The organism is Photobacterium malacitanum (assembly GCF_900185615.1).
In the GTDB taxonomy this organism is placed as follows: Bacteria; Pseudomonadota; Gammaproteobacteria; order Enterobacterales; family Vibrionaceae; genus Photobacterium; species Photobacterium malacitanum.
This window is the reverse complement of record NZ_FYAK01000002.1, coordinates 241,624-257,350: the sequence shown is the minus strand read 5'-3', so window position 1 is coordinate 257,350 and position 15,727 is coordinate 241,624. Positions and strand designations below refer to the sequence as shown.

Genomic DNA, 15,727 nt, shown 5'->3' with positions numbered 1-15,727 from the left:
GCTGATGTTAACTGTCATGCAATGTTTTGGCTTGCTTATAACTATCAATAGCTAGTAATCGCATTTGCTTATGATCAACAATGGGGAATGGATAATTTACCCCGCCAAAACCCGACCATAATGAAGGTGCATGAATATATTTATCAGGAACCGATTCTAGCTCTGGTATCCATTGGCGAATAAACTCACCGTCAGCATCAAAACGCTCACTTTGAGTGGTGGGATTAAAAATACGAAAATACGGTTGTGCATCAGTCCCTGTCGATGCCGCCCATTGCCAACCGCCATTATTAGATGCTAATTCACCATCAATAAGCTGCTGCATAAACCACTGCTCACCGATACGCCAATCACACAGCAAATCTTTTACTAAAAAACTGGCACTGATCATCCGTAGCCGATTATGCATCCATCCCGTTGCCACCAATTGTCGCATCGCCGCATCGACAATCGGATAACCGGTTTGTCCTTGCTGCCACGCTCGCACATGATCACTATTTTCTAACCACTGAATCTTATGGGTATATAGCTGAAATGGCTGGTGTTTACTTAAACGATCACAACCATCAAGTAAATGGTTATAAAACTCACGCCATACCACTTCACTGAGCCACACAAAAGCGCCGTTATGGCTATTTATTTCGACGCACTGCGGCTGAGTTTCAATTAAAGCCGCTAAACACTGACGCGCAGATAATGCACCGATAGCCAAATAAGGAGAAAGGCAGCTGGTGCCATCGGTAGCAGGAAAATCTCGTTGTTGCTGATAATATTCCACTTTGGTTTCACAAAACATTTGTAGCCGTTGTTGAATAGCTTGTTCATCAACAGGCCATAATAGACTGTCTTGTTTACTGTAGTTAAAAGGGTTAAAAGAGGCGTTATCGTCAAGATTATCGTTGATTAAATTCAAGCAATGCTGACTAAACGTTACCTTGTCACTATTTGTAATCGGTTGATAATTATGTTGTAAAAACTGTTTTAGCCATGCAGTACGAAATGGCGTAAACACTTTGTACATTTGTTGTTGTAGCGTTACTACTTGACCTGGCGGTACAACACAATAATCATCACTGCAGTACCAGTGTTTATTGTCGGTAATTAAAGCTTGCTCAACAGCGAGATCACGTTGTTTTTCATTCCATCCATGCTGACGATTGCAATAAACTGCGCTAATTTGATGCTGCTGACACAACTGTATAATAGCCTCAGGTACGGTAGAAAAATCGTTACACTCAAGTATTAACAACGGAATATTAATATCGTTAAGCTGTTGTTTAACAACTTTTAATCGTCGTTCAATAAGATCAACTTGTCGACCTGAAATATGATGCTGATACCACTGCATAGGCGTTGAGATATAAATCGCAATCACGGGTAAACCTGATGCGATAGCGCAATTTAAGGCTGTATTATCATTAATGCGTAAATCAGCTCGTAACCATAGCAGCGCATGGTTTGTTGATTGAGGCTCAGAATTCATCATTATCCCCTTGTTAATGCTACTTTACCGCGCTTTAAACTTACTTGGTTACTGTCCATGAATAGTTTTAATACTGCCGACAAAATGTAATTTCACTGCTGTTTCTTGAGTGATCATTTCAATATCTGCTAATTGACGGCGACTTAATTTTGTCTCGCCTACTACTACTAAATGCTGAATGCCACGCTCACGAACAAACGCTGAAATACCCGTTAAGCGACCCGATAGATTGTCTATAATAGTGACACCGTCACCTTTATAGCACCAAGCTAGTGCGTGTTGCCAAATGTGATGATTATTGTGTTTATCAAAACTAAGTAATAAACAATTGAGTTTTTTTTCATTATTAATTTTAGCTATAACATTTATAAAACACATAGTTAGAGTTGTTGACCATAGACTTTTTTGAATAGCAGATAACGGATTGTCTTGGTGCTCAATAACAAGATTAACTTCGGCTAATAAACGTTGTTGGATCACCTTATAAGGGTAAATTTTCAATGCTTCATTAATCAATCGCTCTAGTTTAAACCCATTAAGATCATGGATTGCCGTCAGTATTTCAGCGGTAATATCCAAGGCTTGTTGTGGCTCTAAGGTTGGATCACAATTACCGACTAATAATGGTTTCACCTTACCAATAGATACACCTTTAGATAACCAATCGAGAATTAATTGAATTTTGGCAATATCTGCTTGAGTATATAAACGGTGACCTTTAGGTGTTCGTTGCGGCACTAATAATCCATAACGACGCTGCCACGCTCTTAATGTTACTGAGTTAACCCCAGTAATTTCAGATACCTCCCTGATTGCAAACAACTGATTTTCAGTAAGATGACTCATAAAACCCCTTTAGCATTAATGATTAAACATCTATAGTAATTAATGTTTTTATAACGAGTAACGTAACTTCAGACTTTCTGGATAAAGCTCTAGATAGGTTTGATCGGCTAAATAACTATCTGGATGTACTTTTAAATGGTGATTAATCAAGGTTAATGGTGCTATTAACGGTAAATTTCCTTCGCGATAACGCATAATCACATCACGCAGTTCCGCTTTTTGTGATTTGTCTAAATCCCGCTTAAAGTAGCCCTGAATATGCATTAATACGTTGGTATTATTTTTGCGGCTAGCTCTGTTCTTCAATGCATCCATAAATGACTGACGGTATTCAATAAAGAATGCATCCAAATCATCCCATTGATGAATATCAGAAACAAAACGACCTAGATCACGATAAGCTTGCTGATCATGTGCCATCAGACATAATTTATAACGTGAGTGAAATTTAATAATACTGTCACGGGTGACGCCATCTGCTACCGAGCGATATAAATCATCTAATGCGTAAATGCGGAAAATAAAATTTTCGCGTAATACTGGATCTTGTAAGCGGCCATCTTCTTCAATCGGTAGCCATGGCATTTTATCCATTAACCGTTGAGTAAAAATACCGACAGAGCCCCCTGGTACTGAATTACCATTGTCTAAGTATAATTTAACCCGCTCCATGCCACAGCTTGGCGACTTAGCACACACAATATACCCACGCAGATCGTCAAAGTTCGGTAATTGATTATCAGTAAATGCGATCATTTTATCGGTGTAATCAATACTATTATCTTTACTATCAACAAGACGAACATCAATGGTGTTATCAAGTAAACGAATAACTGGACGCGGTATCGTCATTCCAATACCGACTTCAGGACATACAGGTTTGAAGTCAAAATGTTCGCTTAATTCTTCATCAGCAAAACGATTTCGTTTATGACCACCATCAAAGCGAACTTTCTGGCCTAAAACACAAGCGCTGATACCAACTGGAATCCCCATACTGCCTCCAAATCACACTCTAAAGTTGTACAGTTGTTAAATGTTGTACAATAAATGTAGCGAAGATATTTGCGTTGTACAACTTTTTATTTTGTACAACCTAGTGATGGGTTTATCAGTAAAGGTAACCACAAACCGCAGCCATAAAAAAAGCGACCATGATGGTCGCTTTAAAGAATGTATGTAGTGATTACAAAGTTACACAATATTAAGCTGTTACGCCCAACGTTCTGCTTGCCACTCTGCTTGCTGTTCTTCGTTTAAGAATGTCCACGCCACAACACGTGAGATTTTCTGTCCTTGTGACATTTCAATGGTCTTTACTTGGAATGCGCTGACTTTTTCAAGCTGCTTGTAGATAACACCAAGGTTTTCTTTCTTAGAAACCAGTGTTGTGAACCAGAAACACTGTGTCGCTTTAGTTGCGCTTTGGTTGATCATCTTTTTAATGAAGCCAACTTCACCACCTGTGCACCACAATTCAGCTTTTTGACCACCAAAATTAAGCACTGGCGCCGCTGACTCAGATTTAGCATTAACTGCCGAAAGCTTATTACTACGACCATGAGCTTGACGCTTTTTATTTGAGTTCGTCGCAAGGTTACGCACTTTACGCTCAGATCCAGCCATCGCTTCCGCTTCTGAGCCATGGAATGGTGGATTACACATCGTGAAATCAAATACTTCTTCTTCATTGATCACATCAGTAAAGATATTATCAGCATGGTTTTGAAGGCGGATCTGAATCGCGCCCTTTAAGCTCTTATTATTGGCCGCTATAAATTTCGCTGATTTAACCGCTAATTTATCTATTTCTGAGCCAACAAACTGCCAGCCATACACACGATGGCCAATAATAGGATAAACACAGTTAGCGCCGATACCGATATCTAAACCACGAACACCTTTGCCTTGTGGTACAGCACCGCCATTAGATTGTGCTAATAGATCGGCAATGTAATGAATGTAATCAGCACGGCCAGGGATCGGTGGGCACAAAAAGCCTGCCGGTATATCCCAGTAATCGACTTGATAAAAATGCTTTAGCAGCGCTTTATTTAACGCTTTTACTGCGAGAGGATCAGAGAAATTTACGGAAAGATCACCATAAGCATTTTCACTAACATATTGTGCCAACTCAGGTGTTGATTGGGTTAGTGTCGCAAAATCATAACGCGCACGGTGTGGGTTACGTGGATGTAGGCCTTGTTTAGGCTGTGCGGCTTTCTTTTGGGTCATCTTTGCTACTCGCAGGAATCAAATACAATTGAGCGCAGCATTGTACATGCTAAATCCAGATAACCTTAGCACCTTAATAGCCAAATGCGCGAAAAACACACAATTGATACTAAAAACTCATCGTCTTAGTGTTAAAAACTCACTCCATCAACCAATAAACGACCTGTTGTAATATCTATTTTTGTTAAAGATGCACTTATACTTAAATATTAATCTATCTTATTTGGAGTGATATTATGCCAATTAACTCCCTATCATCTGTGACTTATCTGGCACGTTATTGTTGGTTATTATCTATTATCGCTATGTGGGTGTTGATGGCATCTTATTCCGTAAATGCCCATGCTGAGGCAAACATCAGCAATAAAACACTCCGCGTCGGCACTTATTCTTGCCCTCCTTTTGTGATGATTGATAATGAAAATAACTATCAAGGCTTAAGCTTTTTACTGTGGAATAATATTGCGACCAATCTTAACCTTAATTATTCAGTGCAAGTTCTACCACTCAAAGAACTACTGGATGGTGTTGCTAATGGCAGCCTTGATATTGGCTTATCGTGTATATCTATCACCCCTGAACGCGAAGAAATATTAGATTTTTCACATTCTTTTTACGAGACCAATCTAGCCATCGCAGTTAAACAAAAAAGCCATTGGCAGACGTTTAGCAGTATTATTTTCAATAAAAAACTATTGCAGATTCTAGCCATTATATTGATAACCGCAGCGACGGTTGGTGGTATTTATTATCTACTTGAGCACCGTGTTAACCGTAAACTTTATTCAATGAAATCACCGCTAGCTCGGTTAGTTGAAGGATTTATCTTAGGGCTATTATTTATCACCAAAGGCCCGTTTAATTATTATGAATTTAAAACATTAACTGGGCGAGTGCTCACAGTGTTATTGGCCGTAGTTACAACCTTATTTATAGCCAGTATCACTGCGGTTCTAGCAAGTTCATTTACTTTAGGTCTGATTAATAGTGATATAAAAAGCCCCAATGATTTAGATAATGTGCTCACTGGTGCCAAGCAATCATCGACAGCCTCAAATTTTTTAACGAACCACAGCATTAGTCATAAAACTTACCCGACCGTTGCCGCAATGCTGGTGGCTTTGAATAACGGCGAAATCAATGCACTTGTCGATGATGATGCTATTTTAAGGTATCAAATAAAAAAGGCGAAAAGCCAAGGTGATTACCAACGATTACAAGTGCTTCCATATCAATTTGAAAAACAAAATTATGGTATCGTACTGGCAGAAAATAGCCCTTATGATGAAATCATTAATCGTGAATTATTACAGTTTCGTAAAAGTAACCAATGGAAAAAGGCACTGACAGAGTATTTCAAAATAAAATAAAGGAGCCTCAAACGTGCTCCTTAAATTACAGCGTAAATAGTCGTTAACGCAATTTAAACAGCCGTCCAAGCTGACTTAACGTTGACGGATGATAAGACCAACAATGATCAAATAATTCCAGTAATTCTGGATTACCATATTTCGATAAATTGACAGCATGAAAACGGTTCTTTTGCTGTTTTAGCTTTTGTACTCGTGACTGCATCGCTTCTGGCTGACTTGGCGCAATAAAATCTGATAGCACCACCAAATCAGCATTTTTGTATTTCCCTTCAGCCATAAGATCGATTGATTGATCCAATACTGGTCCTAAATCAGTTCCACCATGAAATGAGTATGATAAAAAGTTAACCACTTCATGTAGCCCATCTTGTTTGGTTAATTCATAAGTGATTTGTTGGGTTGAGAACATGATCACAAAACAATCACGCTCTTCAACGAGTGCTATTTGCATTAACCCATATGCAAGTGCTTTGGCGCAATTTTCAGGAAAACCAGACATTGAACCAGACGCATCAATACAAACAATAAATGGTCCTTTTGGCTGATCAACCTGTTTAGTTTGACGCTGAAAAGCCTTTACCTTACGTAATTTTCGCTGTGTGCCTTGCATGCGATAATTCATTAACCGCTTATCGGCTAAGTGTTTATAGAAGATCACTTCAAGTTCAGGGTAAGCTAAAAACATTGCCTCATTGGGTAATAACTTCGTCAAATCATCACTTTCGTGGATACCAACAATATCATCAGTGACATTGTCACTAATTTCTTCCACCAGCTTCATTTGCTCGGCTTTTACACGCTCTTTATTAGGATCGTCAACGTCATTTGCCATTCGACCTAGTTTTTCAGCGATATCTTGCAGGCCATTATTCTTTTTTAAGAACGCTGCAATTTTTTTCATGACATCAACATCTGTTTTAGTCAATTTCGCTTGTGCCATATCCCACAAACGCCCCGCTTTACTAGCATCACCAGCATCCGTCACTGTCGCCATTTTTTTCATGGTTTCAATGCGCTGATAGAGATCTTGCAACAATTTGTCTTTTTGTTCTTCTACTTCAGACTCTTGAGCTTCACGCAAAGCATGAGCAAGGTAGTCATACCATTTATCACAGAAGAAACGTTGAAACATAGGATTATGCTGATTTTGTTCTTTTGCAAATAAGCTTTTAGCTTTGAAATAAAATGCCGATTGCCCTTCTAATCGCTTAACGATCTGCTCAGAATGAGCAATAAAGTATTCTTGATTCCAAGTGCAAACCTGTTGGTAAAAATTGATCTCATCACTGAATTGTTCAACAACCGTCCCTTTCGCGGTCTTCTTTAGCATTTGACCACGCCATTTCATGATTTGATTCTTCATGGCGGTTTTCACTCCAGGACTCGCTTCAGCTGCCATTAACAATTGTGGCCGTACCATAACTTCATGTACAGCCGAATCAATAACACCCGACTCTGCAAGCATCAAAGCAAAATTTAACCCTTCAGATACTGGCATAGGCATCTATCCTTACTGTCTTTTTCATTATCTATAGCAATGTTGCTTGCTATCTCAATCACTGTTGCGAAAAATATTCATCCATGTGAGTAATTCTAAAAGCACTTTTTTCAGCGACGAGTTTGATTTCTGCAACTTCTTCAACACAATCATTCAAACTTTGCTCGATCATTGCAGGAAAATCACCACTAATAAAATTATGTGGTAATGCGCCATGAAACGAAGTTCGCGCTTTAATTATATTATGTTCAGACTCCGTAATTTTCGCCATAGCCTGATCAACCTCTTGTTGCCACTGTTGCTGTTGTGAGGTCTTTAAGCCTTTATTACCAGCCACACCGACTAATACTGGTCGATTGGCAATATCTTTAATCACTAATCGATTTTCAGCATCTATTTCAAACTGCAGTCGACAAAGATGCGTATTTTTATTTACGAAGCCATAAATATCGCATTTTCCAGTACGAATTTTTTTATCAAACTCATCTCCATCAATATAAACCCAGCGGCTATCACCGAGTTCTTGTTCTGACACCGAAGTATTTTGCTGCAACATCACGAGCTTGATCATGCGTGGATTATTATTAATATTAAACCGCGTTGCTGTAGCAAAATTATATTTAAACCATTCTTTACGCATCGTACTTTCACGTGTGAAGGTTAAAGCTAGCTGAGTGCATATATCTTGATTAATGGCCTCAATCAACACTAAGGTTTGTTTGGCATCAGCGACGGCATCTTTCTGATTAAACGCATATTTGATCGCAAATTCTTGCATGATACTGACGATGACATTACGTGATTCTGGGCTGTGCCATAAACAATCTTGCAGTAATAACAAATCAAGAGGATTGATTTGCTCTCGGCCATTAAAAAATGCACTTGCTTTCAATAGCCGCACTGATTTTTTCCAACGACGATCCGAGATATACAACTCGCTCTCTGCCGCATGTTCGGTAATTTCACCTGAACGTGCTTCAATCATCGACTTTAACTGATAAATTTTTTCAAAAAGGGTGTCAGTTAAAGTGACATCTTCAATATGCTGTTGCCAGTTTTGATACTCATCATCTTTGATGGTTAATGCAGGATCTATTGAGGTTAACCCACAACCATCACCCATTAACATTGACTTAAAGTTGCTTTTTTCTTGAATCCGATTAACAAATACTCGTACTAACATACGATCATACAATGCATCTAAACCGCTATCGGCATCTGGTAGTTCATTCGATGCAGTAATCAATAGTCGCATCGGTATTGGCAAAATATCCTGACCATTTTTAAATGTACGTTCATTAACAACAGTTAATAGTGTATTAAGTATAGCTGGACCTGCTTTCCAAATTTCATCAAGAAAAACGACCTGAGCGGTTGGTAAGTAGCCATCAATTAAACGAACATATTTACCGTTGTCTTTTAGCTCTTGAATAGACAATGGACCAAATACTTCTTCAGGAGTAGAAAAACGGGTCATTAAATAATCAAAGAATTTACTATCATCAAAAGCTTGGATTAATCGCTTTGCAATTAAGCTTTTAGCAATACCTGGAGGTCCTAATAAAAATACACTTTCCCCTGCCAATGCGGCTAAGAGGCATAATTTGATCGTTTCTTCACGTTCATAAACGCCATTAGAAAGCCCACTAATCAGCTTTTGAATACGTTCTGATAAAATAGCTTTATTCGGTGCTGCTGTTGCGACTGTAAGCATATATCCAACCTTGAATTCTTTTCCTACCCTATATTGGTGTCTCGCATACTACTTGTAATACGTAAAGCCACACCAATACGTTACTGCTTTGTTACAGTTATAGCATGATTTTATATCTGATACATCTTATACACTTATTTAATAATAAGGATTAATTGAAGGTTGATAAATAAAATAGTAACAGCTCTACAAATATAGCTGACAGAAATGCAGTGAAAGCGAATAATATAATAAATCAAATAGTTGTAATTCAGTCTAAGATTATATAGCTCTTTTAAGACTCGGTTTTGGATAGATTAACGCGTTATTAAGTTCATAAAATCGTGGTTTAAGTTTCACATTAACGTCATATAAGCGTAATAACATATTTGCTTATCATTAAAATTAATGGAGTAAATAAATGCTAACCAAGGCAACTACTTTATGCGTGCTCTGCACAACACTCGCATTTAGCGCTCAAGCTAACGATACCGTCACTGTTGCCGGTTCAACCTCTGTTAGTCATGTTATGGATATTCTTGCTGAACACTATTCGGTCAAACATCCTGACACTAAAATCAATGTGCAAGGGATCAGCTCATCAGCAGGGATTGTTGCCCTGCAAACAGGTACTGCTGACATTGGTATGAGTTCACGTATTATAAATTCAACGGAGCTTGATCAAAATTATACGATCACCCCTATCGCTCATGACGGTATTGCGCTGGTGGTAAACCCAAACAATCCTGTTAATAATATTACTCGTCTAGAAGTGGATAATATTTATCATGGGGTCACTAAAAACTGGCAACAGGTGGGAGGAAAGGATAATAAAATAGCCGTTGTTAGCCGTGAAAATGCATCAGGTTCACGTTTCTCATTTGAACACTTTATGAAACTGACCAAAGATATAGACGGTTTTACGGTATCAGACATTAACCCTGAAGTTTTAGTCGTAAGCACTAATGGCATGGTAAAAAGTTTAATTGCTCGCAATCAGCAAGCCATTGGCTATTTATCTTTTGGCTCTGTTGATAGTTCAATAAAACCGTTATCTTATAATGGTGTATCTCCAAGTATTAAAAATATTCGTTCTGGTGAGTATAAAATGGCACGTCCATTTTTGATTATGTATAAGAAGCAAGGTTTATCAGCTAACGCTAAACAATTTATCCAATTTTTAAACTCTGATGACGCCAAGAAAATCATTAACGATAATGGCTATATTGCCGAACAATCTTAATCACGGTATATCTGCAAAGTGACAGCCACTCGTGATAAGTAGTACGTTTTAACAGCAAAAGTAAAAAGGCTTTTAGTCAGTAAATCTCACTAAAAGCCTAAGTTGTTTAATTATTGATTATTTAACTACCGGATAGTTATCGTTGGCGCCCCATTCTGTCCATGAGCCATCGTAAACAGTGACGTTGTCACGCCCAGCTTGCTGTGCTGCAAGTGCTAAAATACAAGCCGTTACACCAGAACCACAACTAAAGATCAACCGTTGCTGATTGTTACTTAACGCATCAAACTGTTGTTTTAATTGCTCTGTCGCGAGAAAATGACCATTGACCAATAAATTACCAAACGGTAAATTTTTGGCGTTAGGCATATGACCACTACGTATTCCTGCCCGCGGCTCTTTTACTGTAGCGAAAAAGCGAGCACTTGGACGTGCATCGATAATTTGAACCTGTTTATCATCCAGTTTTTGACACAATGTATCAGCATCAATCACCCAATTAGGCCGAAATTTAGCACAAAAATCACCGTTTTCAATTGCAACGGGCTCACCCGTTTGAGTTGCATAACCAGCTGCTAACCATGCCGGTAATCCACCATCAAGTACTGAAACGTTATCATGCCCCATTGCTTTAAACATCCACCATCCACGCGGCGCCGAAAACATGCCTTGGCTATCATAAATTACGACATGGCTAGTATTATTGACGCCTAATTTTACAACTTCAGCCGTGAATAAATCCGCTGGTGGCAACATATGCGGTAAATCAGTGTTTGGCGCCGCTATTTGGTGATTAAAATCAAAAAATTGTGCCGTTGGAATACGAACATCAATAAACTCTTGCTTAGGATCACGAGGAACATCAGGCATAAAAGCACTGGCATCCAACACCACAATTGATGCAGCTAAAACAGCATCAGATAATTGTTGATTGAGCCATGCAGCAGAAACGATATTATTAGCAGGCGATATCATGAAACAGTCCTTAGGATTAATCCGCAGTCATAATCATTAAATTAGGCCACAATACCTGCCAATTTTTGTCTTGAATACGCTGTTGATAAATGGCAGGTCTTGGGTAATGTGGATTGATGCTAACATGTAATGACCAGTTATGCTCTAACCCATAGGCTGCAGTAAAGATTAAGCTATTATCTGCTGTTAAGCGAACGCCAACACAAGTTGGAATTTCAACCCAGCGTGAAATAGCGTCGGCACTACTTTGGTAAGCTTGATGCTGATGCTTAATGTGCATTCGCGCTTGGTTTTTCACTTCCCAATTGAAATGCGGTAATTGCTGTTGTAACAATGCCGCATAATGCGCTTCCGTCGCTAATGAACAATCATCACGATCAAAATAGACCACATCAATATCATTTAAAGGCGTCATAGGTAGATCATGGAGATGATCCCAAATGGCATTACGGACAAACCCTGCAGCAATAAACCAATCCGGTAAATTAAGCTCACGTACTGCCCGTAAACATGCCATTCTAATTGAATCTCTTTCGATGACAGCTGCGGTATCAGAAACTAAATCAGTCATCGTATTTCAATTCCTTACGGTTAATAACACTACAATGGATTAACTTGCTGAATTAATACAGACATACCCACGTCAGTTAAATCATTCGTGGTTGCCATCTGCATAATTTCATCAGCACTGTAACGTCGACCATCATAAACAACCACAATGCTAGTATCACCGTTTTGTAAGAAATGAGTTTCACCATATGGCGTATAACGCGTCGCACCAATACTGATCACCGCTTGTGTTGGATACTGGCTTTGGTGTAGAAGTTGAGCAATGTTTTCTGTTGGGCCAACATCTTGCTGATGATTCATACGCTCAACAATCCAATCTAATAGTGTATTATGAAAATAACTGTAACCGACCACTGCACAATCTTCACCATAACGATGAATGTCACCATCACGGTAATGGAAACTCGCAATTCGATAATGATCTAAAATACCACCTTCAGCAAAGTGATCGATAGCAATAAGATTGTCACTGATACCTTTACTATTGATACCCCAATTTTTCTTTTCACTGATCTTTTTTGCATGAGGTTTACGAATAGAACAGTCGTTATAAGCACCAAAATAACGCGGCACTAACGCAGCGACGGTTTGGGCTACACCATCGGCATCAAGGTTATAGACCACATCACAAATCAATGCGACTTCAGGCTCAATTTGCAAATTATCGGCATCATTTGGTGGCGTAATAGTGGTTGACGATAACGGGTAAACGGCTAATTGACCACTTTCAAGATTGGGTAAATAAAAAGGGAAAATCGCTTTGGGTTGGATAGTTTCTTTCACTTCCACAGTAATAAAATCTGCTGCTTCACCTGCTTGTTCCAAGTGCCCTGCAAAATTACCTGCCACACCAAAACCAATATATTGATTAAACAAAATTTATCCCTAAATACTCATAAAAAATAGGTCGCTATAATAACCATTAATATGACGACTTTCCGTTATCGAGTTAACAATTATTGGCTGCCATCACATAACATTCTTATTTTTGATTCAAGCCTGATCACAATTTAGTCATACGGTAACTACCCTTAAAATAACAGTAGTAATAAGGGATTATCATGCCGTTACTTTATTTAAAGCGTACAATGCGTCACTTACTATTATTAGTTGTCATTGCTACTGGCTATATTTCACAACATGCTAATGCCGCGCAAGCAATTCCTAAAGCAATTAACAGTAATCCAGCCTCTCTTTACGCGCCATTATTATTGCCTTGGCAAGCTGCATTAACCTCATCAAATACAACCGATGTCTACTGCGGCGCTGTTATCATTAGTGACCACTGGCTAATAACAGCAGCTCACTGTAATAATAATTATATTCATCATGTTATAGCTGGCGTATCATCAATACCTAAATGGGGCTCTCAGCCACTCTCTGAACGCTATAAATTCAATATTACTCATCGAGTTAGCCACCCTAATTATGATGAGACCATTTTTGCTAATGATATCGCGTTAATTCGAGTTGATCGTTCATTACTCACTGTAGCAAAACCGATACTTATTACCTCACTTTCTGAGCAACAAACAGCCGATAATATTTTTGCTAATCAATGGGTAACACATCAAAACTCACAAGCAAACCTTATTGCTTCAGGTTGGGGAAAAACCAATGTAGCTTCAACATTGAGTTATCCGACACAATTACAACTTATTACATTAGCTGGTGTGCCTGATGATCTTTGTCGCGGCTTACGCACTGATAATTCAAAAATTATTTGTGCAGACTCTAACATTGATGGCTTAATTAAAGATGTTTGTAGCGGTGATTCTGGTGGTCCTTTAATTTGGCAGAATCCACAAAAAAAAGCGGATAATGATTTTGGGCTACGTGTCATTGGCATTACTAGCAATGGTGCACAGTGTCAAGATCGTCTAAATGATCCGACTCATCAATACCAACAACTTCCAGGTCAATACACACAATTAGCCCCACTGAGAGCATGGTTAGAGTCTTATATTAAACAATACGATCAGCTAACCGACTTTTCTCTTTCCATACACAATTCTGCCCCTAATTACAATCAAGATCCCTTCATTGTTGCTAACGACTACCCTCAAGATTACCAATTAGTAAAAACACACTCATCATCAGCTGGGCGTATTCCTTTAAGCACCTTAACTATACTTATAGTGATAGCTTTATTTCGAAAAAGAATAGATTATGGTAATAAATAACAGTTAACACGCTATTTTTGGATAATAAAAAATACAATATTGCTATCAAGCTTTATTACGTAATAATAGAGAAATATTGAGACTTATAATGGATATTATAAAATGGATTTCTTCCCAGTATTTCTAAAAGTAAATCATAAACACATTATCGTTATTGGTGGTGGTGAAGTTGCCTGTCGAAAAGTAGACTTATTATTAAAAGCACATGCCAATGTTACAGTGGTATCACCACAACTACATCCTCACCTGCAAACACTACTTGAACAACAGTTAATTGTGCATATTAATCAGCCTTATCAACCATCACAATTAGTCGGGGCTGATCAAGTTTGGGCAACAACAGACTCATCGACACTTAATCACCAAATTTATAATGATGCCAATGCATTAAAAATTTGGACTAATGTTGTTGATGATCCTGAATTTTGTGATTTCATTACACCTTCAATGGTCGATCGCACTCCAATCCAAGTCGCGATATCGAGTGGCGGAGCTTCTCCGGTTTTAGTGCGCTATTTACGAGAACGCTTAGAGACCTATTTACCACAAAATTTAAGCTTATTGGCAACTTTTTCAGGTAAACAACGTCAGCGTATTAAGCAGCACTTCAACACCGTCGATGAAAGACGTAAGTTTTGGGAACAATTCTTTCGCTTAACTGCTGTAGAACATGCACGTACTGATGAAGCATTAGAAGCCGCTTTTCAGCAATTATTAACCGAAAAAAGTAATCACAATAGTGGCAATGTGTATTTAATTGAAACTGGCCATGATCCTGAATTATTAAGCCTTAAAGCCCTACGCTTAATGCAACAGTCAGAACATGTGCTATACCATGATGATGTCGCAGAGGTGTTTGTAGATTTATGTCGACGAGATGCTGATCGTGAACGCTGTGATTATAACAATGTTCAAACACTGACAGATAAATTAGTGCAGCAAGGTGTTCGCGTATGTATCTTAGCCACCAAGGATAATCATCGCCCAGCAATTAAGCATTATTGCACCCATAATGAAGGTATTTTCGTGCCTATTTTAGGTTAAGTTAACCCCTATTTTAAACAATAGCTTTAAACAAAAACGCAGAACAAAAGTTCTGCGTTTTTATTATCACTATTTACGAAGCACGACGTTATTCATAATGCGGTGACATTTTTGCATGTAACCAGATGCCGGTTGTTTTCATTAAATAGCCAAAGATCACACCAACAATAAGCGACGGAATAACTAATTGCCAATTCCCTGCTGCTGCAAATGTTGCACATGAACCAATAAATGTACCAGGAATAAAGCTCAACCAACGCTTTTTAGCTTGAGCACACATCATAAATGCCACTAAAGCCGTGATAATATAGCCAACAATCTCCAAATTAATGATTGAAGATAATTTAATAATTACCATTGCCCAAAATACACCACTAAGGTTAGTTGCAATACTTAATCCTACCCCTTTGATGCCATCACGTTGTAAAGCAAAATATGTTGTACATCCTAAAAAGCCGCCCCAACTAAGCAAACCAAGAGAAACAGCAACCCAACCCCAAATACCAGAAAGAATACCTGTCGTTAAGGCGATAGCGATAAGCAAAGACATTATTGATCCCACGTCAGTTTTTTAACAATGCGTA

General features: G+C 38.5%; 14 protein-coding genes. 4 read left to right on the top strand and 10 right to left on the bottom strand.

Annotated features, from left to right (window positions below; genetic code table 11):
- Window positions 1–7: 7 nt before the first annotated feature.
- The 4 genes from phrB to rlmF all read right to left on the bottom strand — a co-directional run bounded on the left by phrB (window position 8) and on the right by rlmF (window position 4,564).
- Complete coding sequence (phrB, locus tag PMAL9190_RS06350; protein ID WP_087844413.1) at window positions 8–1,483, bottom strand: deoxyribodipyrimidine photo-lyase; 1,476 nt, start codon at window positions 1,481–1,483, stop codon at window positions 8–10.
- Between the two features lie 48 nt (window positions 1,484–1,531).
- Complete coding sequence (locus PMAL9190_RS06345; RefSeq protein WP_087844412.1) at window positions 1,532–2,329, bottom strand: MerR family transcriptional regulator; 798 nt, start codon at window positions 2,327–2,329, stop codon at window positions 1,532–1,534.
- 48 nt (window positions 2,330–2,377) lie between these two features.
- Entirely contained in the window at window positions 2,378–3,325 is a 948-nt protein-coding gene (locus tag PMAL9190_RS06340) for a YbgA family protein (RefSeq protein WP_087844411.1), read from the bottom strand.
- A gap of 216 nt (window positions 3,326–3,541) precedes the next feature.
- Complete coding sequence (gene rlmF / locus PMAL9190_RS06335) at window positions 3,542–4,564, bottom strand: 23S rRNA (adenine(1618)-N(6))-methyltransferase RlmF (RefSeq protein ID WP_087844410.1); 1,023 nt, start codon at window positions 4,562–4,564, stop codon at window positions 3,542–3,544.
- Window positions 4,565–4,800: 236 nt separating this feature from the next.
- On the opposite strand from rlmF, the gene PMAL9190_RS06330 reads away from it, so the two are divergent.
- Window positions 4,801–5,934, top strand: coding sequence for a transporter substrate-binding domain-containing protein (locus tag PMAL9190_RS06330; protein WP_087844409.1), 1,134 nt, complete (start codon window positions 4,801–4,803; stop codon window positions 5,932–5,934).
- Between the two features lie 43 nt (window positions 5,935–5,977).
- Here the strand turns inward: PMAL9190_RS06330 and viaA are convergent, their stop codons facing one another.
- Window positions 5,978–7,435: an ATPase RavA stimulator ViaA gene (viaA, locus tag PMAL9190_RS06325; RefSeq protein ID WP_065167531.1), complete on the bottom strand. Its 1,458-nt coding sequence runs from the start codon at window positions 7,433–7,435 to the stop codon at window positions 5,978–5,980.
- 58 nt (window positions 7,436–7,493) lie between these two features.
- Entirely contained in the window at window positions 7,494–9,149 is a 1,656-nt protein-coding gene (locus PMAL9190_RS06320) for an ATPase RavA domain-containing protein (protein ID WP_087844408.1), read from the bottom strand.
- 400 nt (window positions 9,150–9,549) lie between these two features.
- Between PMAL9190_RS06320 and PMAL9190_RS06315 the strand changes: the two genes are divergently transcribed.
- Window positions 9,550–10,371, top strand: a complete 822-nt coding sequence (locus PMAL9190_RS06315; RefSeq protein WP_065167533.1) for a phosphate ABC transporter substrate-binding protein — start codon at window positions 9,550–9,552, stop codon at window positions 10,369–10,371.
- Window positions 10,372–10,488: 117 nt separating this feature from the next.
- Here the strand turns inward: PMAL9190_RS06315 and PMAL9190_RS06310 are convergent, their stop codons facing one another.
- Genes PMAL9190_RS06310 through PMAL9190_RS06300 form a run of 3 tightly spaced genes read right to left on the bottom strand, consistent with a single transcriptional unit; the run spans window position 10,489 to window position 12,795 of the window.
- The gene (locus PMAL9190_RS06310; RefSeq protein WP_087844407.1) at window positions 10,489–11,346 is read right to left on the bottom strand and encodes a sulfurtransferase; all 858 of its coding nucleotides are present in this window, start codon (window positions 11,344–11,346) and stop codon (window positions 10,489–10,491) included.
- Between the two features lie 16 nt (window positions 11,347–11,362).
- Window positions 11,363–11,917 (bottom strand): nucleotidyltransferase family protein, encoded by a 555-nt coding sequence (locus tag PMAL9190_RS06305; RefSeq protein ID WP_235004305.1) that lies wholly within the window; start codon window positions 11,915–11,917, stop codon window positions 11,363–11,365.
- A 29-nt stretch (window positions 11,918–11,946) separates the two neighbouring features.
- Window positions 11,947–12,795: a DUF5718 family protein gene (locus PMAL9190_RS06300; protein WP_370738763.1), complete on the bottom strand. Its 849-nt coding sequence runs from the start codon at window positions 12,793–12,795 to the stop codon at window positions 11,947–11,949.
- Window positions 12,796–12,977: 182 nt separating this feature from the next.
- Here PMAL9190_RS06300 and PMAL9190_RS06295 point away from each other — a divergent pair, with 182 nt between their 5' ends.
- Window positions 12,978–14,099, top strand: coding sequence for a S1 family serine peptidase (locus PMAL9190_RS06295; RefSeq protein ID WP_087844405.1), 1,122 nt, complete (start codon window positions 12,978–12,980; stop codon window positions 14,097–14,099).
- Between the two features lie 102 nt (window positions 14,100–14,201).
- Window positions 14,202–15,143, top strand: a complete 942-nt coding sequence (locus PMAL9190_RS06290; RefSeq protein WP_087844404.1) for a precorrin-2 dehydrogenase/sirohydrochlorin ferrochelatase family protein — start codon at window positions 14,202–14,204, stop codon at window positions 15,141–15,143.
- 88 nt (window positions 15,144–15,231) lie between these two features.
- Here PMAL9190_RS06290 and PMAL9190_RS06285 read toward each other — a convergent pair whose 3' ends face one another.
- Window positions 15,232–15,693, bottom strand: coding sequence for a DUF1097 domain-containing protein (locus PMAL9190_RS06285; protein ID WP_060997916.1), 462 nt, complete (start codon window positions 15,691–15,693; stop codon window positions 15,232–15,234).
- Window positions 15,694–15,727: the final 34 nt, after the last annotated feature.

Bases quoted from the DNA above. Each gene is read 5' to 3' on its own strand.
- phrB (WP_087844413.1), bottom strand. From the start codon at position 1,483: ATGAATTCTGAGCCTCAATCAACAAACCATGCGCTGCTATGGTTACGA.
- PMAL9190_RS06345 (WP_087844412.1), bottom strand. From the start codon at position 2,329: ATGAGTCATCTTACTGAAAATCAGTTGTTTGCAATCAGGGAGGTATCT.
- PMAL9190_RS06340 (WP_087844411.1), bottom strand. From the start codon at position 3,325: ATGGGGATTCCAGTTGGTATCAGCGCTTGTGTTTTAGGCCAGAAAGTT.
- rlmF (WP_087844410.1), bottom strand. From the start codon at position 4,564: ATGACCCAAAAGAAAGCCGCACAGCCTAAACAAGGCCTACATCCACGT.
- PMAL9190_RS06330 (WP_087844409.1), top strand. From the start codon at position 4,801: ATGCCAATTAACTCCCTATCATCTGTGACTTATCTGGCACGTTATTGT.
- viaA (WP_065167531.1), bottom strand. From the start codon at position 7,435: ATGCCAGTATCTGAAGGGTTAAATTTTGCTTTGATGCTTGCAGAGTCG.
- PMAL9190_RS06320 (WP_087844408.1), bottom strand. From the start codon at position 9,149: ATGCTTACAGTCGCAACAGCAGCACCGAATAAAGCTATTTTATCAGAA.
- PMAL9190_RS06315 (WP_065167533.1), top strand. From the start codon at position 9,550: ATGCTAACCAAGGCAACTACTTTATGCGTGCTCTGCACAACACTCGCA.
- PMAL9190_RS06310 (WP_087844407.1), bottom strand. From the start codon at position 11,346: ATGATATCGCCTGCTAATAATATCGTTTCTGCTGCATGGCTCAATCAA.
- PMAL9190_RS06305 (WP_235004305.1), bottom strand. From the start codon at position 11,917: ATGACTGATTTAGTTTCTGATACCGCAGCTGTCATCGAAAGAGATTCA.
- PMAL9190_RS06295 (WP_087844405.1), top strand. From the start codon at position 12,978: ATGCCGTTACTTTATTTAAAGCGTACAATGCGTCACTTACTATTATTA.
- PMAL9190_RS06290 (WP_087844404.1), top strand. From the start codon at position 14,202: ATGGATTTCTTCCCAGTATTTCTAAAAGTAAATCATAAACACATTATC.
- PMAL9190_RS06285 (WP_060997916.1), bottom strand. From the start codon at position 15,693: ATGTCTTTGCTTATCGCTATCGCCTTAACGACAGGTATTCTTTCTGGT.